The organism is Stenotrophomonas sp. 28608_Sma (genome assembly GCF_056486185.1).
Genome location: NZ_CM151308.1, coordinates 2,360,350 through 2,379,635 on the forward strand (window position 1 = coordinate 2,360,350; position 19,286 = coordinate 2,379,635).

General features: G+C 66.6%; 21 protein-coding genes. 6 read left to right on the forward strand and 15 right to left on the reverse strand.

Annotated features, from left to right (window positions below):
* Window positions 1–14: 14 nt before the first annotated feature.
* The 3 genes from flgC to ACZLHH_RS11050 all read right to left on the reverse strand — a co-directional run bounded on the left by flgC (window position 15) and on the right by ACZLHH_RS11050 (window position 1,903).
* Window positions 15–422, reverse strand: coding sequence for a flagellar basal body rod protein FlgC (gene flgC / locus ACZLHH_RS11040; protein WP_010485892.1), 408 nt, complete (start codon window positions 420–422; stop codon window positions 15–17).
* 3 nt (window positions 423–425) lie between these two features.
* Window positions 426–821, reverse strand: coding sequence for a flagellar basal body rod protein FlgB (flgB, locus tag ACZLHH_RS11045; protein WP_005409576.1), 396 nt, complete (start codon window positions 819–821; stop codon window positions 426–428).
* Between the two features lie 137 nt (window positions 822–958).
* Window positions 959–1,903, reverse strand: a complete 945-nt coding sequence (locus ACZLHH_RS11050) for a chemotaxis protein (RefSeq protein WP_032127374.1) — start codon at window positions 1,901–1,903, stop codon at window positions 959–961.
* 192 nt (window positions 1,904–2,095) lie between these two features.
* On the opposite strand from ACZLHH_RS11050, the gene flgA reads away from it, so the two are divergent.
* From flgA to ACZLHH_RS11070, 4 genes are all read left to right on the forward strand, one after another.
* Window positions 2,096–2,752 carry a flagellar basal body P-ring formation chaperone FlgA gene (gene flgA / locus ACZLHH_RS11055; protein WP_180845105.1) on the forward strand — a complete coding sequence of 219 codons (657 nt, stop codon included), beginning with the start codon at window positions 2,096–2,098 and terminating at the stop codon, window positions 2,750–2,752.
* A gap of 75 nt (window positions 2,753–2,827) precedes the next feature.
* Complete coding sequence (gene flgM / locus ACZLHH_RS11060; protein ID WP_049421929.1) at window positions 2,828–3,133, forward strand: flagellar biosynthesis anti-sigma factor FlgM; 306 nt, start codon at window positions 2,828–2,830, stop codon at window positions 3,131–3,133.
* On the forward strand, window positions 3,130–3,468 hold the full coding sequence (locus ACZLHH_RS11065) for a flagella protein (RefSeq protein WP_049399388.1): 339 nt from the start codon (window positions 3,130–3,132) through the stop codon (window positions 3,466–3,468). Before flgM ends, ACZLHH_RS11065 begins: the two co-directional genes overlap by 4 nt.
* A 91-nt stretch (window positions 3,469–3,559) precedes the next feature.
* Window positions 3,560–4,780, forward strand: coding sequence for an ATP-binding protein (locus ACZLHH_RS11070; RefSeq protein WP_019337422.1), 1,221 nt, complete (start codon window positions 3,560–3,562; stop codon window positions 4,778–4,780).
* A gap of 410 nt (window positions 4,781–5,190) precedes the next feature.
* On the opposite strand, the gene ACZLHH_RS11075 is transcribed toward ACZLHH_RS11070, so the two are convergent.
* Window positions 5,191–6,963: an EAL domain-containing protein gene (locus tag ACZLHH_RS11075; RefSeq protein WP_032127372.1), complete on the reverse strand. Its 1,773-nt coding sequence runs from the start codon at window positions 6,961–6,963 to the stop codon at window positions 5,191–5,193.
* Between the two features lie 4 nt (window positions 6,964–6,967).
* Window positions 6,968–9,070, reverse strand: coding sequence for a sensor histidine kinase (locus tag ACZLHH_RS11080; RefSeq protein WP_149909307.1), 2,103 nt, complete (start codon window positions 9,068–9,070; stop codon window positions 6,968–6,970).
* Window positions 9,071–9,201: 131 nt separating this feature from the next.
* On the opposite strand from ACZLHH_RS11080, the gene ACZLHH_RS11085 reads away from it, so the two are divergent.
* A complete protein-coding gene (locus ACZLHH_RS11085; protein WP_149909308.1) occupies window positions 9,202–11,961 on the forward strand; it encodes a bifunctional diguanylate cyclase/phosphodiesterase in 2,760 nt (919 codons plus the stop codon).
* Between the two features lie 117 nt (window positions 11,962–12,078).
* On the opposite strand, the gene ACZLHH_RS11090 is transcribed toward ACZLHH_RS11085, so the two are convergent.
* From ACZLHH_RS11090 to ACZLHH_RS11130, 9 genes are all read right to left on the reverse strand, one after another.
* Window positions 12,079–12,606, reverse strand: a complete 528-nt coding sequence (locus tag ACZLHH_RS11090) for a hypothetical protein (protein ID WP_149909309.1) — start codon at window positions 12,604–12,606, stop codon at window positions 12,079–12,081.
* 92 nt (window positions 12,607–12,698) lie between these two features.
* Window positions 12,699–12,956 (reverse strand): hypothetical protein, encoded by a 258-nt coding sequence (locus ACZLHH_RS11095; protein WP_223224721.1) that lies wholly within the window; start codon window positions 12,954–12,956, stop codon window positions 12,699–12,701.
* Window positions 12,957–13,075: 119 nt separating this feature from the next.
* Window positions 13,076–13,423 carry a hypothetical protein gene (locus ACZLHH_RS11100; RefSeq protein WP_049399381.1) on the reverse strand — a complete coding sequence of 116 codons (348 nt, stop codon included), beginning with the start codon at window positions 13,421–13,423 and terminating at the stop codon, window positions 13,076–13,078.
* 97 nt (window positions 13,424–13,520) lie between these two features.
* Complete coding sequence (locus ACZLHH_RS11105; protein ID WP_049399379.1) at window positions 13,521–13,736, reverse strand: hypothetical protein; 216 nt, start codon at window positions 13,734–13,736, stop codon at window positions 13,521–13,523.
* A 98-nt stretch (window positions 13,737–13,834) separates the two neighbouring features.
* The gene (locus ACZLHH_RS11110) at window positions 13,835–15,025 is read right to left on the reverse strand and encodes a methyl-accepting chemotaxis protein (protein ID WP_010485867.1); all 1,191 of its coding nucleotides are present in this window, start codon (window positions 15,023–15,025) and stop codon (window positions 13,835–13,837) included.
* A gap of 164 nt (window positions 15,026–15,189) precedes the next feature.
* The gene (hflD, locus tag ACZLHH_RS11115; protein ID WP_149909310.1) at window positions 15,190–15,804 is read right to left on the reverse strand and encodes a high frequency lysogenization protein HflD; all 615 of its coding nucleotides are present in this window, start codon (window positions 15,802–15,804) and stop codon (window positions 15,190–15,192) included.
* Window positions 15,801–16,943 carry a tRNA 2-thiouridine(34) synthase MnmA gene (gene mnmA / locus ACZLHH_RS11120; RefSeq protein ID WP_107431878.1) on the reverse strand — a complete coding sequence of 381 codons (1,143 nt, stop codon included), beginning with the start codon at window positions 16,941–16,943 and terminating at the stop codon, window positions 15,801–15,803. The genes hflD and mnmA overlap by 4 nt, the downstream gene beginning before the upstream one ends.
* The gene (locus ACZLHH_RS11125; RefSeq protein WP_149909311.1) at window positions 16,940–17,401 is read right to left on the reverse strand and encodes an NUDIX hydrolase; all 462 of its coding nucleotides are present in this window, start codon (window positions 17,399–17,401) and stop codon (window positions 16,940–16,942) included. Before ACZLHH_RS11125 ends, mnmA begins: the two co-directional genes overlap by 4 nt.
* Window position 17,402: 1 nt before the next feature.
* Window positions 17,403–17,876, reverse strand: a complete 474-nt coding sequence (locus tag ACZLHH_RS11130) for a hypothetical protein (RefSeq protein WP_032127360.1) — start codon at window positions 17,874–17,876, stop codon at window positions 17,403–17,405.
* Between the two features lie 112 nt (window positions 17,877–17,988).
* Between ACZLHH_RS11130 and clpS the strand changes: the two genes are divergently transcribed.
* Complete coding sequence (clpS, locus tag ACZLHH_RS11135; protein ID WP_006444529.1) at window positions 17,989–18,315, forward strand: ATP-dependent Clp protease adapter ClpS; 327 nt, start codon at window positions 17,989–17,991, stop codon at window positions 18,313–18,315.
* 138 nt (window positions 18,316–18,453) lie between these two features.
* Here clpS and ACZLHH_RS11140 read toward each other — a convergent pair whose 3' ends face one another.
* Window positions 18,454–19,266: an APH(6) family putative aminoglycoside O-phosphotransferase gene (locus ACZLHH_RS11140; RefSeq protein ID WP_149909312.1), complete on the reverse strand. Its 813-nt coding sequence runs from the start codon at window positions 19,264–19,266 to the stop codon at window positions 18,454–18,456.
* Between the last annotated feature and the right edge of the window lie 20 nt (window positions 19,267–19,286).

Genomic DNA, 19,286 nt, shown 5'->3' on the forward strand with positions numbered 1-19,286 from the left:
CGGTGCTACGGGCCTCAGCGGCCCATGGTCAAGGTCGCCAGGGCCAGTTCCTTGGCGGTGGTCAGCATCTCCACGCCAGCCTGGTAATTGCGCGAAGTCGAGATCAGGTTGACCATCTGCGCCACCGGATCGACGTCGGGCTGGTAGATGTAGCCATCGCCGTCGGCCAGCGGATGGCCGGGCTCGTAGCGCTTGATCGGCGCTGCCTCGCTCTGGGTGATCTCCTTGACCTTCACCGACGTGATGTTCGGATCGTTCTTGCTGGTCACTGCCTGGAAGATCGGTTCCAGCGGCTTGTACACGGCATCGGCGGAACCGGCGACGGTGTCGGCGTTGGAGAGGTTGGAGGCGATGGTGCTCATGCGCACCGACTGCGCCTGCAGCGCGGAGCCGGCGATATCGAAGATCGGCAGGTTGCTCATGGCTTATTGCCCCGTGATCGCGGTCAGCATGGAACGCACCTTGCTCTCGACGAAGCTGAGCGAGGCGCGGTATTCGAGTGCGGCGCGGCCATAGGCGGCACGCTCGGCATCGGGATCGACGGTGTTGCCGTCCAGGCTGGGCTGCACGCCTTCGCGCGCGATCTGGAACGGGTTCAGGCCACTACTGATCTCGTAGTGCTGCTCGTGGGTGGTGGCCATCAGGCCATTGGCATCCTGCCCCTGGGCGTGGCGCAGGGCGGCATCGAAGTCCAGATCCTGGGCCTTGTAGCCGGGAGTGTCGGCATTGCCGAGGTTGCTGGCGATCAGCTTCATCCGCTGTTCGCGCAACGGCATGGCCTGGGCGTGGACGCCCAGGTAGTCGGTAATCAGGTTGCGCACGGTGCACTCCCACAGGAACGTTGCCCGGGAAGCTGCAAGGGGTGTGCCAAATTCGAGAGGGTAGTGCCGGTCGCTGGCCGGCTTCCCGGATTGTCTGTGGTTGCCGGCCAGCGGCCGGCACTACCGGATCAGAGGCCTCAGGCCGCCATCGCGACCTTGCGCAGGCGGTCCAGCACGAAGTCGGCCAGTTCGTGCGGCGAGTACTTGGCGACGAAGGCGTTGGCGCCGACGCGCTCGACCATCGCATTGTTGAATACGCCCGACAGCGAGGTATGAAGCAGGACGTAAAGGCCGGCCAGGCCCGGATGGCGCCGGATTTCCGTCGTCAGCGTATAGCCGTCCATGGCCGGCATTTCGATGTCCGAGATGACCATGGCGTAGCGCTCGGCGGGGTTCTCGCCCGAGGCCTGGATCTGCAGCAGGTGGTCCAGCGCCTGCTTGCCGTCGGAAAGCAGGGTGGCGCCCACCCCAAGCTGGTCCAGCACGCTGCGGATCTGTTGGCGGGCTACACGAGAGTCGTCCACCACCAGCACCTGCAGCTGCGGGCCGTCGGCGGGCATTGCCATCGCCGGGTCGAGTACTGCTTCACCGCGTACCTGGGCGATATCGGCCAGCACGCTTTCAACGTCGATCACCTGGATCAACTCGCCCTGGAAGCGCGTCACCGCCGTCAGATAGCTCGATTCGGCGCCCAGTTCCGGTGGCGGGTGGATGTCTTCCACCGCGATGTTGACGATGCGCTCCACGCCGCTGACCAGGAAGCCCTGGATCGAGCGGTTGAACTCGGTCACGACCAGGTAGCCGGGCGAGGTGTCCGCATCGGGCTCACGCTCGGGGTGGCCGATGGCCAGGCCCAGGTCCAGCACCGGCACCGAGCGGCCACGGACGTCGGCCACGCCGGCGAACTGGCTGGGCAGTCCGGGCACCTGGAACAGCTCCGGGCGGCGCAGGACTTCCTGCACCTTGAAGACATTGACGCCAAAAAGCTGACGTCCGCCGAGGCGGAACAGCAGCAGCGCCAGGCGATTGTGGCCGGCCAGTCGGGTCCGCTGGTCGATCCGGTTGAGCAGGTCATGGGACATGGCTGCTGTATCGGCGGGGTGGGCGCCGAACTTGAGCGCTTTTGTAGAGTCGAGCCATGCTCGACCCTGCCTCTGTAGAGTCGAGCTTGCTCGACTGGTCATGAAAGTAGTCGAGCAAGCTCGACTCTACACAAGCCGCTCTGGCACACCCCTTGCACGCACCTGGGCCAGATCCCTTCGACAGGAGGCGCCATGCGCCGGGTCACATCGCTCTTCGCCATCGCGCTTGCCCTGGCCTCGCCGTGGGCGGATGCCGCCGACTGGCAGCCGGTGGCCAGTATCCGCACCGCCGCGTTGTCGACGCTGCCGGCAGGCAGCGAGGGCGAGGCCCAGGTGGCCGATGCGCTGCGCTTGCCCAGGTGTGGTGGCGCGCTGCAGGTGCAGCCCACCGCCAACACCACGGTTGAAGTCAGCTGCGCCGATGCCGGCGGCTGGCGCCTGTTCGTACCAGTAAAGGTGCGGCGCAACCAGACCGTGCTGGTGCTCAACCGCGGAATCGGTACTGGAGAAACCCTCACCGCCGCCGATATCACCACTGCCCAGCGTGATGCCGCCCGGATTGCCGGTGCGGTGCTGGCCGATCCAAATGCAGCGATCGGCCGCATCGCCCGCCGTCCGTTGCAGGCCGGAGCCCTGCTGTCGAACAACGATCTGGTGGTGCAGCGTCTCATCAAGCGAGGAGACAATGTGGCCCTGGTTTCGCGTCGTGGCTCGGTCGAGGTCCGTATTGCAGGCCGTGCGATGGGCGATGCCGGTGAAAACGAACGGGTCTCGGTGGAGAACCTGTCCTCGCGGCGGATCGTGCAGGGCACGGTCGATGCCGCCGGTGACGTAATCGTGGCGCGTTGATTTACCGCAAAATATCCCTAAAGATCACGGCCCTGCGGCCGTTATCCCTTGTGAACGGCAACTCCAGGACACCCCATGAGCCAGAAAATCGACGGCAACCTGCAGGTCCCCCAGGCACTGCGCAGCGTGACGACCCCGGCCAACAAGCCCGGCGTCAGCACCGATGCGGCGACGCGCCCGGTCGAAGCGGCCGACAGCCTGCGCCTGACCGGCGAGGCCACCAATCTGCAGGCCATCGAGCGTGAGCTGACCACCGCCCCGGCAATCGACGCCCAGCGTGTGGCCGCAGTGCGCGAGTCGCTGCAGAACGGCACCTACAAGATCAATCCGGACGCGATCGCATCGCGCATGCTTGAGCTGGATCAGCAGCTGCACGGATGACCGCGCCGATGAGCGAACAACTGCAGCGGCTGGCCCAGGCGCTTGACGTTGAACGTCAGGCGCTGGTCGATCATGACGTACACGCGCTGATCCGGGCGACCGGTGCCAAGCTGGAGGCGCTGCGTGCACTGGAAGGCACGCCGCCGCTTGGTGAGGGGGATCACCTCCAGGAACTGGCCGAACGCAACCGAGCCAATGGCGTGCTGCTGTCGCGCCGGCGCCGCGAGGTCGATTGGGCGCTGCGCCAGCTCGGGCGTACCGAGGCCTCCTCCTCCTATGATGCCAAGGGCCAGTCGCATACGGTCACTGCGCGGCGCCCACTCGCCATCGCCTGACGCGACGGCGGTCGCACATCCCACCCCCGCGGGCTGAAGCCCGCCGCACGACCGCGTATATTGGGCGCCTGTTCGAATGCCCCGAGTCGCCGTGTCCGCTGCCAACGCCCTGGTTACCGCCCCCCTTCCGCCGCAGCCGGTGCTGCAGGCGCTGCTTGAGCGCCTGCGCGAAGGGCTGCTGCTGTTCACCGAAGACGGGCAGGTGGCCCTGGCCAACCCGGCCGCGCAGAACCTGCTGGCCAGTGGTGAGGGCGGCGGCCTGCCACCGCCGCAGCGCCTGCGTGAACTGCTGCCGCCTGATGCATTGGAGCAGGCGCGCCAGCATGGTCATTGGAACGGCAGCCTGCCGCTGGGCGAGGGCGTGGTCATCGCCCATCTGTATCACCACGGTCCGGTCGGCCAGGGCCACTTCCTGGCGTTGTTCCGCCATATCGAAGGCCAGGAAGACTACGAACGCGAATTGCAGCAGCGTCATGCGGAGCTGCGGCAGGCCTACCTGCGCCTCAACGGTACCCAGGAAAAACTGCTGCAGTCGGAGAAAATGGCCTCGATCGGCCAGCTCGCCGCAGGCGTCGCGCACGAGATCAACAACCCGATCGGCTACGTGCACTCCAACCTGGGCAGCCTGCAGGAGTACCTGCGCAGCCTGTTCACCGTGATCGAAGCCTACGAACGCGCATTGCGGGCGCCGGACCCGAAGGCGCTGATCCCGGAGATCGACGATATCCGTGACCGCCTGGACATCGATTTCATCAGCCGCGACCTGCCGCAGCTGATGGCCGAGTCGCGCGAAGGCATCGAGCGGGTGACGCGCATCGTGCGTGATCTGAAGGACTTCTCGTATTCCGGCCGCGACGAGTCGTGGAAGCTGGTCGACCTGCACGCGGGCCTGGAATCGACCATCAACATCATCTGGAACGAGCTGAAGTACAAGGTCACCTTGGTGCGGGAGTTCGGCCAGTTGCCGTTGGTGGAGTGCCTGCCGTCGGAATTGAACCAGGTCTACATGAACCTGCTGCTCAACGCCGGCCATGCCATCGCCGAGCGCGGCACGATTACGGTGCGCACCGGCGTTGATGGCGATCATGTGTGGGTCGAGTTTGAAGACACCGGCGGTGGCATCTCGCCGGAACTGCGCCAGCGCATCTTCGATCCGTTCTTCACCACCAAGCCGGTGGGCAGCGGTACCGGCCTGGGCCTGTCGATCTCCTACAGCATCATCAACAAGCACCACGGCCGCATCGACCTGGACAGTACCCCAGGCGTGGGTTCGCGTTTCCGCGTGGTGCTGCCGGTGAAGCAGCCGCGCTGACTGCTCAGGGTAGTGCCGGCCGCTGGCCGGCAACCTCATTGAACCCGGCATCGAGAGCAGCCGGCCAGCGGCCGGCTCTACCAGGGCTTGTCCCAGACCTGGATTCGCGCTTCGAGTAGTGCCGGCCGCTGGCCGGCAACCTCATTGAACCCGACGTCCAGAGCAGCCGGCCAGCGGCCGGCTCTACCAGGGCTTGTCCCCGACCTGGATTCGCGCTTCGGGTAGTGCCGGCCGCTGGCCGGCAACCTCATTGAACTGGGCATCGAGAGCAGCCGGCCAGCGGCCGGCTCTACCAGGGCTTGTCCCCGACCGGGTCCGCGCTTCGGGTAGTGCCGGCCGCTGGCCGGCAACCTCATTGAACCCGACATCCAGAGCAGCCGGCCAGCGGCCGGCTCTACCAGAGGGGATCGTTACCGCAATGGGCGATCCTCACCGCCATCTCCGCTTTCCACCGGCGCCGGACCGGCGTTGCTGCGGCGCTGTTCCTCATAGGTGCGGAACGCCTGGTGGATGTGCTTGCGCAGCTCGTCGTCGTTCCACGGCTTGGTCAGGAAGCGATAGATCGCACCGCGGTTGATCGCGTCGGTCACGGTGTTCAGATCGGTGTAACCGGACAGCACCAGGCGGATCGTGTCCGGGTACAGCATCTTCACCCGGCCCAGAAACTCGGTGCCGCTCATGTCGCTCATGCGCTGGTCGGACAGGATCACCTGCACGTCATTGATTGCCAGCAGGTCGAACGCATCGCGCACGTTGCCGGCGGCCAGGATGCGGTAGCCGTCGCGACGGAACAGACGCACCAGCGAGCGCAGCACGTTCTCTTCGTCGTCCAGCAATAGCAGCGTGCGGTCGGGACGGGTCTCGGCAAAGGCTTCCGGACGCAGGTAGCGGCGGCGCAGGGTCATGCCGGCGGCATCGGCCGACATCGGTTCGCCGAACAGATAGCCCTGGAACACATCGCAGTCGTTGCGGCGCAGGAAGCCCAGCTGGGCCTGCGATTCCACACCGTTGGCGATCACGGTCATGCCCAGCTGATGGCCCATGGCGATGATCGCGCGGGCGATGGCCGCCTCACGGTTGCCGGCCGGCGCGCTCTTGATGAAGCTGCGGTCGATCTTGAGCTTGTCCACCGGGTAGCGGACCAGTGCACTCAGGCTGGAATCGCCGGTGCCGAAATTGTCCAGGCTCAGGCTGATGCCTTCGTTGCGCAGATTGGCCAGCGTCTCGTGCACGAAGTTGACGTTGTTGGTCAGCGCGCTTTCGTTGATCTCCAGCGTCAGCATCTGTGCCGGCACGCCCGCGGCCTGGATCAGGCCCATGACTTCAGCGAAGAAGTTGGGCCGCAGCAGCTGCAGCGTGGAGACATTCACCGCAATGGTGAAGTCGTCGAAGCCCTGGTCACGCCACAGGCGGGCCTGCTTCAGTGCGCCTTCCAGCACCCAGGTGCCGATCTGCACGATGATGCCCAGCCGCTCGGCGGTGCGCATGAAGCGCTCCGGCACCAGCATGCCAAGCGTCGGTGACTGCCAGCGCAGCAGCGCTTCCATGCCGACCACGTGGCCATCGCGGGCGCTGACCAGTGGCTGGTAACGCAGTTTCAGTTCGCCGTTGGGAATGGCGTCCACGATCTGGCGGGCGATGATGCTTTCGCTGTGCGCGCTCGGTGGCGTATCCACGGCGTGGATGCGCACCGCGTTGCCGCCTTCGCGGGCCGCCTGGTACAGCGCATCCTCGGCGTGATCAAGCAGGCGCGAGGTGCTGCTGGCATGGTCCGGGCACAGGCTGACACCCAGCTTGCCGGTCATGAACAAGGTGTACGGCAACACCGACAGTGGAAGTTCCATCTGCTGGCGGATCTCCTCTGCGAAGTCCTCCGGCAATGGCACGTCGGCGGTGCGTGGCACTGCGATCAGGAACTCATCGCTGCCGTGGCGCCACAGCTTGCCGCGACCACGCAGGTAGGACTGCAACCGCTGCGCCACCAGCACCAGGGCCTGGTCACCCACCTCGGCGCTCATGTTTTCGTTGACCGAGGCGAAGTGGTCGATGTCCACGTGCATCAACATCAGTGCGGTGCCGCCCGAGGCCGCCTCGGCGACCATCGCCTGCAGCTCGGGGTTGCCGGCGCCAAGGCGGTCAGGCGCATCATCGATGCTGACCGGGGGCTGGTTGGGATTCCACATAGGCTCAGTAGTCCGGTGACTCAACGGCGGCCATGCTGGCCGCCTGGTAGGGGAGGTGAACGTCGATCAGGGTGCCTTCACCATGCGCGGATTCGATCCGCACATGGCCACCGACGCTCTGCGCACGCTCACGCATCACGATCAGGCCCAGCCCGCGCGGACCATCGGGGTCGAAACCCTCGCCGTCGTCGCGGATCTGCAGGTGCAGGCCGCGCTGGCCGACATCGCGCAGCTGCAGCTGTACCTGGCTGGCGCGGGCGTGGCGCAGTACGTTGGTCAGGCTTTCCTGGGCGATGCGGAAGCAGGCCTGTTCGATGCTGTTGTCGGGACGATGCGGCAGCCGCTCGATCTCGGCCAGCAGTTCCACTGGCGACGAACGGAACAGCACCCGTGCCTGCCAGCTCAGGGCTGCTTCCAGGCCCAGCGCGTCCAACTGTGGCGGGCGCAGCAGGGTAGAGATGTCGCGCAGCTTGGCCACCGTGGTATCGGCCAGGCTGACGATCTGCGCCAGATCCTCGGCGCGGCGCTGTGGATCGTCCTCGTCCTGAGCGGCATACGCAGACAATTTGATCGCTGTGATCGCCTGGCCGATATCGTCGTGCAGGTCGCGCGAGATCGCGCGGCGCTCATCCTCCTGCAGCGAGAACAGGCGGCCGGCCATCGCCTGCAGTTCACGGTTGCTGGTTTCCAGTGCACTGCGGGTGCGCTCGGAATCGCTCAGGTCGCGCACGATCAGCAGCTTGCAGTCGCGTCCGCCATAACGCACTTCGCCCACCGCCAGGCCGGCATGGAAGCTGCGGCCATCCGCGCGCTGCATCGCCACCACGCTGCTGTGACCGGGCCCCAGGTGTGGCTGGCCTGCACGCAATTGGCTGCGCACGCGGGCCAGATCGGCGCTGTCCACCAGTGCTGACAGGGGCTCGCCCAGCAGGGTGTGGCTGCCATAGCCGAACAGGCTGGCGGCCCAGGCGTTGGCGTACAGCACGTGTTCGTCGGAGAGGATGACCACGCCGTCGGGCAGTACCCGTACCAGCTCGCGGAACTGTTCCTCGCGCTCGCGCAGCAGGCGTCGCGACTGCTCGCGCTCCGTCACGTCCTGCAGGGTGCCCAGCACGCGGTTGCGGCCGGCCTCGTCGATGCCGCTGGCCGCACGCAGATGCACCATCAAGGCGCGCCCATCCATCGACAGCAACGGCAACAGCACGTCCACCTGCACGGGATCGCCGGAGCAGAGCTCGGCCAGCAGCTGTTCGGTCTGGGTGGCGGTGGCCGGGTCGGCCGGCACCAGCAGTTCGTCGAAGCGATGCCAGCGCCGCGCCTCGGGCGGGCGGCGACCGAGCAGGCGATAGACCTGGTTCGAATAGCGGCCAAGTCCCGTGGAGGGGTCCAGCTCCCAGGCGCCGATGCGTGCCAGCTCGTGGGCTTCTTCGACCCGCGCCAGCGCCTGGTCACGGCGCAGCTGGGCCAGGTTTTCAGCGGTGCGGTCGATGGCAATCAGCAGGCGGGCGTTGTGGCCGTCATAGCTGATGGCGTTGGAGCGAAGTTCCATCTGACGCAGGGAGCCGTCGCGCAGCTGTAGCTGGGTACGCAGTATGCACAGTTCCTCCGGTGCCTCGCGGATCGCCTCCAGCTTGGTCTGCAGTGCCTGGTCCTGGCCTGGCGGCCACAGCGAATCGATGGTCTGCTCCAGCAGTTCGTCACGGTCCCAGCCGAAGGCCGTACAGGCCGCCGGATTGGCATCGAGGATCGCCAGTGTGTCCAGGTCGTAGACCAGGATCGGGCCGGGGTTGCCTTCGAACATCTGCCGCAGGCGCAGCTCGGAGGCCTGCTGGCGTGCATGGGTGTGCAGCACATGCTCGGCCAGCGGGCGCAGCAGCAGATACAGCAGGCCCGCGCTGGCAAGGGCGAAGAACGAGCCCTTCAGGCCCTGCCACAAGGCCGCCTGCTGCGGGTCGGGCACCAGTGCCTGCACTGCACTGTCGGTGGAGATCATCCAGGCCAGCGCCATCGCCAGGTAGCTCAGCACCACCCGGCGCCGGTCGCGGCTCAGCGCCTGCGCCATCCGCGGGTCGGGAACTGGGGCGTTGCCGGTCGGTTCTGCGGGCATGGACAGGGCGGAAGAAAGGGGCGCCGGCCATCTTACCGCGCAGGTGCGCCCAGACCACTCAATTATCCGCCGCAGGCGCCGTTAACCACTGCGTGCCCCGCTGACGGGCGTGTCATCCGGAGCAAGATCGCGTGGACCAAGGGATCATCGCCAGCCTGCTGCAGCACCCGCTTGCGTCGGCGCTGGTCATCGTCGACCGCACGGGCCGCCCGCTGGCGGCCAATCCGGCTGCGCGCGAGCATGGCCTGCCGGCGACCGTGGCTGCGTATGCGCCGATGCTGGAAGATCTGCGCCTGATGGCCGCCGATGGCGGCATCGTGGCCTGCACGCTGCCGGGTGGCCCGCACGGTCACTACGACGGCCACCTGCGCGCCGTGCATGATGGCGCCGGCAACCTGCTGGCCTTCACGCTGAGCATTCCAGAGCCGGTGCCGCTCGGCGGCGGTGGGCGCTGGGAGCTGGCGCTGGACAGCGCCGGGCACAGCCTCTGGGACTGGGACATTCCCAGCGACCGTGTGGTGCGCACCCCGGCACTGGGCGATGAAACCGCTACCGAGATTCTGGCCCGCGTGCACAGCGAGGACATCGCACAGGTGCGGGCTGCACTGGATGAGCATCTGCGTGGCTTGAGCGAACAGTACAGCGCACAGTTCCGTTTCCGTCAGGGCGACGGCCAGTGGCGTTGGGTACTGGACCGCGGGCGCGTGGTCGCGCGCACCGCCGATGGCCAGCCGCTGCGCATGGTCGGCACGCATACCGATATCGAACAACAGAAGCAGCTGGAAGGGCTGCTTCAGGAACAGCAGCTGCACCTGAGCGAGGCCCAGCGCATCGCCAGCATGGGCAGCTGGTCGTTCGACCCCAACAGCGGTCATTTCTGGTGGTCGCCGGAGCTGCGTTCGCTGCTGGCGTTGGAGCAGGGGGCCGTACCCGGCCAGCGGCGCTGGCTGAAGCAGCTGCATCCGCGCTCGCGTGGTGCGCTACGCGCAGCATGGCGACGCTTGTGGCGCGATGGCCGGGCCGCCAACATCGAACTGGAACTGACCCGGGGCAACGAACCGTCGCAGCATCTGCGGCTGTGGATGCAGCCGCTGCTGGACACCGATGGCCAGCCCAAGCGCCTGCTCGGCCAGGTGCAGAACATTACCGAACAGCACCAGACCGACGCACTGATCCGCTGGCGCACCGAGCTGCTGAACCGTGTCTCCGCACTGGGCCGCATCGGCGGTTGCGAGATCGAAGTGCAGACCCGGCATATGCAGTGGACCGAGGAGTGCTACCGCATCCACGGCCTGCGCAAGGAGCCGATCACCCTCGACCAGGCGCTGGCGCTGTACACCGAGGATTCGCGCAATGCCTTCGACGCCGCGTTGGTCCGGATTGCCGGCGGCGGGCTGCCCGAACAGCTGGACCTGTGCTTCTACCGCCAGTCCGGCCTGCGCGTGTGGGTGCAGGTACTGATCGAGCTGGATCGCCGTGACGGCCTGCCGCCTCGGTTCGTGGTCCTGTTCCGTGACATCACCCGCGAGCGCGAGGCCAACGAGCGCATCGAGCTGCTGGCGCACTACGATCTGCTCACCGGTCTGCCCAATCGTGTGCTGCTCGGCGAACAGACCGCCGAAGCCATCGAGGAAGCGCGCGACCGCGGCACCTCGCTGGCGATGCTGTTCATTGATCTGGACGGCTTCAAGACCATCAACGACAGCTTCGGTCATGCCACCGGTGATGCGCTGCTGAAGGCTGCCGCCACCCGCCTGCACCAGAACCTTCGCAACAACGACCTGTTCGGCCGCTTCAGTGGCGACGAGTTCATCGTCGTGCTGCGCGACCTGGCCGAGCCGGAAGACGCCGGCCACGTGGCGCGGAAGCTGATCGCTTCGCTGGCCGAGCCATTGCGCCGTGGCGAGACCACGTTGAAGGTCGGTGCCAGCGTCGGCATCGCGATGCTGGGCGATGCGCAGACCGATTTCGATTCACTGCTGCGTGCCGCCGACGCCGCGATGTACGCGGCCAAGGAAGCGGGGCGCAACACCTACCAGTACTACAGCCAGGACGCATTGGCCCGCATCCAGCGCAAGCTCGAGTTGGAGCATGCCCTGCACGGCGCGATCGAACGCGAAGAGTTCAGCCTGGCCTACCAGCCGCTGCTGCACGCGCACCAGGGCGAGCCGCCAGCGATCGAAGCCTTGTTGCGCTGGCATCGCCCAGGTATCGGCTACTGCAGCCCGGCCGAGTTCATTCCGATTGCAGAGAAGTGCGGCGAGATCGTGCGCATCGGCGACTGGGTGCTGAACGAAGCCTGCCGCCAGGCCATCGCCTGGGACCGGGCCGGCCTGTGTTTCGACCGCATCGCGGTCAATGTGTCGGCGGTGCAGCTGCGTGATCGTGGCTTCGCCGAACGCGTGATCGAGATCTGCCATGCCCATGGCTGGCCGCCGCAGAGGCTGGAACTGGAGCTGACCGAGTCGGCGCTGATCCGTGACACCGACATCCTGCGCCACTGCTTCGACGTGCTGGAACGGCATGGTGTGCCACTGGCGGTGGATGACTTTGGTACCGGCTTCTCCAACCTCAATTACCTCAACCGATTCCCGGTGGGCCGCCTGAAGATCGACCGCAGTTTCGTGCAGGGCATGCTGCATGATTCGGGCACGGCCGAAGTAACCCAGGCCATCGTGCACCTGGGCCACGCGCTGGGCATGAAGGTAGTTGCCGAAGGCGTGGAAACACACCAGGAAGAAGACATGCTGCGCCGCCAGGGCTGCGACGAGATCCAGGGCTACCTGTATTCGCGCCCGCTCAGCCCGCGCGACCTGGCGCAGTGGCTGCGCCAGCAGCACCCGGCGCCCGGGCGCACCGACGCTGCCAGCGAGGTCGTGCTGGCACGCTGAGGGTGGCGCCGGGCCATGCCCGTCGGGATCGCCGCACGCCGACGCACCGCTCTGGTAGGTGTCGACCTTGGTCGACACGGATGCCGGTGCTCGCGATCATCCACGCATGGCGTGGATCTACTGCGATGCGGCAACCGTCCGCTGCGGAAATTCGGAGCGAAGCCGTGCGCGCACTGCTTCCACCACGTGTGCATAGCGTCGGCGCTGGATGAAATAGCCCATGTAGAACAGCAGCAGGGCCACCAGCATCGGCGACGCAGCCGGGCGGACCAGGATGATCGGCACCAGCATCAGTGTCAGGCCCAGCGCGAACCAGCTGCACCGCCCCACCACCCGCACCTCCCTGCGTCGTGCGTCGATCATCACCCGCCCGCGCATCAGCGGAAAGTAGCGACCGCCAAAGCTCGGCGTGAAGCTCTCGCGAAAGGCAACGCTGCCGTCCGGCAGCGCGCGGAACACCAGGCGAAGCCAGGTATCGGCCGGCAGATCATGCTCCAACCCGGCCAGCGAAAGCTGCGCCAGCTCTGCGGGCGTAGCGGCGATGCGCTGATTGAACAGGACGATGCCGGTGCGGAAAAAGAACGGCGCCCACAGCACAAGCAGCAGGACTTCGATCAACAGCACGGCGATCAGGGCGATGGCCATCGGTCTTCCATGAACGGGACCTGCGCATCATGCCATAGCGATTTCGCCACCCCAGTAGATCCACGCCATGCGTGGATGTTGCCCGGAACCAGCTACTTGCCGCCGTGATGCTCCCACACTACATCGCCCAGATATCGTGCAAACACAATCCTCAGGCCATCCTGTTCGTCCTCCGACAACGTTGCAGCCATCGTTGTGTACAGCGCCTCCAAGCGATCAAGGCTCTCCAGGCTGCCGTCAAGATCGAGGCCGCGGAGCTGTGCTTGTTCGATCATCCATTCAATCTGATCGTCCATGATGATCAGAAACTGTTCGAAGGTTTCTCGCGCTTCTTCCGGATTGAATGTCATGCGGTTGCCAGGGAGGGAGAGCGGCGAGTGTGCCCCGTGCCTGTTATCCAGGCCATGCAACAAGTCCGAAAGGAGGGAGGGTGGAAGGGCGATCGCATGCATCCACGCATGGCGTGGATCTACCGTTTCATCAATGCGATGCCTGCAATGGAATAGCTGGCGATCAACAGCCCGAACGCGTACTCCGCGACGATGATCAGCCAGAAGGTCATCGGCTCGATGTCCCGCCATGCATCAATGGTGCCGGAGCGGTGATGGCTCAGATGAACATGCCCGGTGTTGATGGCAGTTGCCGGCGCCCAGGCAAATAGAAAGGCCATCAGCATGAAGAGCAGGCTGCCGAACAGGAATGCGACAGGTCTATGCCGGGGTGGCCGCAAAGTGGCGTAGGCGGGGCGCCAGGTGAAGGTGACCGCGATGAGCACCATCACAGCAAATCCCAGCCAGGTCATGAACGTGGTGCTCATGCGACGACACTCCGTGTCCAGCCGTAGGTGGGATGGGCGGATCATGCCATGGGTTTGGAGCGGGTGGTGGTGAAGACCATCCACGCATGGCGTGGATCTACCTCAAGGCTTCCCCATCCAACCCCAGGTCCCACGCCAGACCCAGCAGCGCGTCGTCCGTGCGGGACAGGGCAGGGCGCGCATCGGCCAGCTGCTGCAGTTCGCGGATCTCCTCGCGGGCCACCTCTTCCAGCTGCTGCAGCTGCTCACGCACGCTCGCGTTGCGCGGGCGCTCGGTGTCGGCGAGGGAGGGCAGGGCGCGGATCAGGGTCATGGTGCGTGTACAGGATGCATCCAACGGCGGGTTACAGGCAAAGGCCCCGGACGAACCGGGGCCTTGCGGGCTGCCGGCGGCGGCAGCGGACATCAGGATCAGAACAGCTCGACGGTACCAGCGCCCATGCTCTGCTGGGCAACCGGCTTGTGCGGCGGGCGTTCCCATTCGCTGCGCAGTTCGCGCAGGCGGCTGCCGGTGCGCTGCAGGGCGGTGGCGATCTCTTCGTCGAACACCCCGCCATTGCGGTGCAGCAGTTCCTGCAGGGCCACCGCCTCGCGGTTGATCGCGGTCAGGCGGTCCAGGTGGGTGTGCACGCCGCCCAGCGCCTGAGTGGCGATGTCTTCGAACTGCAGGGCGCGCACGGCCTCGGCCACGCTGCCATCGATCGAACGGGCGCACTCGGAGACTTCGCGCATGCCGTCGCCCAGCGACGCATTGATCTGCGCGACGTTGTCGAGCATCGCCGCCGCCTCCTGGCGCGCTTCGCGGGAGCGGTCCATGTCACGCGAGGCCATGTGCGAGACCGTCTCGCGTACCTTGGCGATGGCGTCCTTGGAGCTGTGCGCCAGCTTGCGGATCTGCTCGTTGAAGGTGGTCGAGCGCTCGGACAGGTTGCGCACTTCGTCGGCGACCACCGCGAAGCCACGACCGGCTTCACCGGCACGCGCGGCTTCGATGGCGGCGTTCAGCGCCAGCAGATTGGTCTGGTCGGCGATCGACTTGACGTCTTCCAGCAGCGCGAAGATGCCATCCAGGTGCTGCGCCATCTGGTCGATGTGCTGCACGGTGGTGCTGCTCTGGCCGCTCACCTGCTCCAGTGCTTCTACCAGCTGTTCCATGCGGTGGCTGGCGTGCTGGGCGAAACGGGCAACGTCGAGGCCGGCATTGCCTTCATCACCGGCACGATCGACGATGCGCGACAGGGCCTGGCTCTGCTGGCGCGACTTGCGGTTCATGGCGTCGAAGCTGCCGCCCAGGCTGGACACCGCCTGGCGGATCAGGTCACGGGCGCGTTCCACTTCGCCGCGCGAGCCGTCGATCTCGTTGCCGACGAAGTTGCGCAGTTCGGTCAGCAGCTGGTCCTGCTCACGCAGGACACGGGCGTGTTCCGGGGAACGGTGCGCCTGGGCGCGGGTGGTCCACCACGCAAAGCCGAGCCAGCTCAGCGTCATCGTGGTCAGGATCGCCCAGCGCAGGGCGGCCGGCCATTCGAAACCGATGGCGAAGGGGAGCAGCAGGGTCAGAGCCAGGGGGGCGGCCAGACGGATGAAAATGCGTGAGTACATGGACGTTCTCGGGAGGTGCACGGAGGATGTATCGGCCGTACCCCCTTTCTCTTTAACGTCGAAATGCCTCGAAGTGCATTCTGAATGCGCCGGTTTTCCGACGCCTCGGCGGCTTCGGGGTCAGAGCCCTTTCCTTGCCGGAAAAGGATCCGACCCCATGGGGCTCAGGCCAGCTGGCGGTCCACGGCCTCGATCATCGCCTTGCGGCTGAACAGGAAGTCCCAGTAGCTGCCGCCCAGCTGCCGCCACAGCACCGCCGAACGCACCGCGGCCAGCAGCAGGGCGCGGATCTCCGCAACCACACCGGCCTGGCCCAGGTAATGCGGGTTGCCCTGCACCATCACCCGCGGCTTCAGGTGGCTGATGGTGTCGGCGTACAGGCCACCCAGGTTGGCCAGCACGTCCGGGTGCCCACTGTCGCCCAGCTCGACGGCCTGGCGCTGGGCGAGTTCGATGCCCGAGGCGACCTTGTTCACGGTGGCGCCGTCCTGCACGAAGCGGCGCTCCAGCTGCAGCACCGACAGGGCCAGCTTGGGCAGGATCGGGTCCTGGCCCTGGCTGCGGAAGTAGTTGTGCAGCAGGCGCAGCCCAGCCTTCAATGCATGGCGGTCACCGAACACCTCCTGCGGCGAAGACGCATCGACGCGGAACACGCTGTCCACGGCGGTGCGCACGGCGGCGGCGTCGGAATGGCCGGTATCGGCGATGCGGCGTACCTGCTGCAGGGCCTGGGCAATGCCGGCCAGGGCCAGGACGCGGTCGTCGACAGTGAAACTCATGCAGCAATTACCTCAAAAGGGGAAGGGGTGGTGCGCAGGCGCTGCTCCAGCGGCGCATCGGTGGCGGCGATCACCGCGCCACCCAGGCACACATCACCGTCATACAGCACCAGTGATTGACCTGGGGTAACGGCGCGCTGCGGGCGCGCGAAGGTGACCAGCACGCTGCCATCGTCCAGCACCTCGACCGTACACGGCTCGTCGGGCTGGCGGTAGCGGGTCTGGGCGGTGCACTCGAAGCGCCGCGCCGGCGGCGCGCCGGCGATCCAGTGCGCGGTTTCCGAGCGCAGGCGGTCGGACAGCATCCACTTGCTGTCGCGGTCCTGGTCCACATACAGCACGTTGCTGGCCACATCCTTGCCGACCACGTACCACGGTGCGGCCGGGCGGCCGCGCACGCCGCCGATGTTCAGGCCCTCGCGCTGGCCCAGGGTGAAATAGAACACGCCCGGATGTTCGGCGATGACGCTGCCGTCGGCCGGGTCGAGGATCTGGCCGGGCTTGGCCGGCAGGTAGCGGCCGAGGAACTCGCGGAAGTCACGCTCGCCGATGAAGCAGATGCCGGTGGAGTCCTTCTTGGCGTGGGTCGGCAGGCTGACGTCACGCGCGATCCGGCGCAGGTCGGTCTTTTCCAGGTCGCCGATCGGGAACAGGGTGGCCGCCAGCTGCGCCTGGCCCAGCTGGTGCAGGAAGTAGCTCTGGTCCTTGGAGCGGTCGGCACCACGCAGCAGCAGCCACTGGTGGCCGCGCTGGGCCACGCGCGCGTAGTGGCCGGTGGCAATGCGTTCGGCGCCCAGCTCGCGGGCGGCATCCAGGAAGTGCTTGAACTTCACTTCGCGGTTGCACAGCACGTCCGGGTTCGGGGTGCGGCCGGCCGCGTACTCGGCCAGGAAGTGCTCGAACACACCCTGCCAGTACTCGCTGGAGAAATCACGGAAGTGGAACGGGATACCGAGCAGGCCGCAGACGGCCACTGCATCGCGGCGGTCGTCCTCGGCGCGGCAGTCGCCGCTGCCGTCGTCGGCCCAGTTCTGCATGAACAGACCGGCTACGGCCTCGCCCTGCTGCACCAGCCGCCAGGCGGCGACCGAGGAGTCGACGCCACCGGAGACGCCCACCATCACGCGCGGAGTGCTCATGCGACCTCCCGGACCAGCGAAAGCGGATGGCGCTGGCCACCCAGGAAATCAGCCACCACCTGCCAGATCAGCGGGCTGCGCAGGCGCTCCGTGGCGGCCTGCAGCTCGGCCGGGGTCAGCCACAGCGCGCGATCGATGCCGGTGTCCAGCGGCTGCGCCGGGTCGTGCGAGACCGGATGCGCCGCATAGCAGAAGCGCAGGAAGGTGGTGCCGTCGGCGGCCGTCCACTGGTAGCAGCCGATGAAGTGGGTCAGCTGCACCGTCCAGCCGGTTTCCTCGCGGGTCTCGCGCAGGGCTGCCTCGGCCAGGCTTTCGCCCGGCTCGAGGTGGCCGGCCGGCTGGTTCAGCACCTGGCGGCCGTCGATGGTCTCCTCGACCAGCAGCACGCGGCCACCGTCGACCACCACGGTGGCGACAGTGGCGTGCGGTGCCCAGCGCGGGTCCGGCGTGGTGTTCAACTCAGAACTCGTCCTTCTTGGTCAGTTCCAGCTCCATGGCGTCGGCGGTGCGGATGGCCGCATCGATGGCGTCGCTGAGCTGGTCGGCCGTGGCATCGGCGTCGATCTTGACCACGAACATGGCGGTGGTGTCCTGCTTCACCCAGCCGCCCATCTTGGCGTCCTGCGAATCTTCCAGCAGGCGGTTGGCTACGGCCACCGGGAACTGCTTGGTCTTGGCGTTGTAGGCCGGCGACCAGATCTCGCGGATGTTGTGGGTGCCGAAATCTTCCACCGACGAGCGCACGTAGACCATCTGGGTGCGATCACCCTCGACGTCGAACACCATGCGGTAGTCGCCGTCCTCGTCGACCTCGTAGGTATAGCCCAGCTTGTCCAGGTGGCGGGCCACGGCCTTGTCGGCCTGGGTCTCGGCGGCGGCGGAGCCGGCGGCGGCCAGGGCGATCAGCAGGGCGGGAAGAAGGGTCCTTTTCATGAAGATCCTGTGAAACAGTGTTGAGAGAGGGTGCAATTGTGACGGTGGGCGTGCGTGCCGTCCAATCTGCGGCAGGCCGACGCAGGCTGGCCCGTGCCTCTATAATGGTCAGATGCCCCATGAGTCTTCCCCCGATTCCCATCACGAGCACGGCGTTGCCGTGGAGCCCGCGCGCCCGGAAGTGGCGCCGCCGCCGTTCTACCAGGTGATGCTGCTCAACGACGACTACACCCCGATGGATTTCGTGGTGGACGTGCTGCAGCAGTTCTTCAGCATGGACCTGGACAAGGCCACGCAGGTGATGCTGCACGTCCATACCCGTGGCCGCGGCGTGTGCGGGGTGTTCACCCGCGAAGTGGCCGAGACCAAGGTCGCCCAGGTCAACGAGTACTCGCGGATGAACCAGCACCCGCTGCTGTGCACGATGGAAAAGGCCTGACCGGCTGCCGGTTTTCGTCCGGGCACATCGACTCCGGACCCGGTGTGCCCACCAAGGTGGGCACCTACCAAGGCAGGGGCCTGTATCGATAGTGGATGGGGCGTGCCCACCAAGGGGGGCATCTACCAGAGCGCGGGATCAGCCCTCCGCCAACGCCTCCAGCGCCATCCGCGCCACCGCCTCGTCGACTTCGGCGGGGTCGCCATCATCGCGGAACCACACCGCTGACAGCCCTGTGCTGGCTGCGATCCAGCGCAGCAGGCGCGTGCGTTCCAGGCCCGCCAGCGCGCCGACCTGTTCCAGCCGGGTGGCAAACCGCTCGGGTCGGGTGGCCACATGGATGCCGGGGCCGCACAGGTCCGGATTGCTGAACATCGTCGTGTAATCGAACGCGCGGTCGCCCAGCAGCCGCTTCGGGTCGATCGCCAACCAGCCGCGCGCGCCGAAATCCAGCACGTTGTCGTGGTGCAGGTCGCCGTGCAGCGGCCGGATCTCCTGTTCCTGCTGCAGCAGCCCCTCCGCCAGCGATCTGCACTGTTCCAGCAGTGGCGGCAGCGCGGCCCTTGGCTGCAGCAGGTCGGCGAACCATGTTTGCAGGCAGACCAGTTCCGCTGGCGGTGCGCTCCGTGGCCGGTGCAGCCGTTGCAGGACCTGGCACAGGACCGTGGTGCAGGTGTCATCGTCGCCCTTGATCGAACGTTGCCGCAGTGAGTCGCCGCCGGCACGTTCGATCAGGATCGCCGGCCCCTCGTGGGCCAGCAGGCGGGCGGCGCCGTCACCGTCCCACCAACGCAGCAGGCGATGGCTGTTCTGCTCTTCGGTTTCGCTGCTGATCTTCAGCATGGCCGGCTCGCCGGCGGCGGTCAGCACCGGCCAGAGCTGGGCATGGGGCGTTTCGATGGCTGCGCCATCACGCCGCAATCGCCAGCGACTCAGGTAGGGTTCGCTCATGCTGGGTGGGCTGTCCTGGA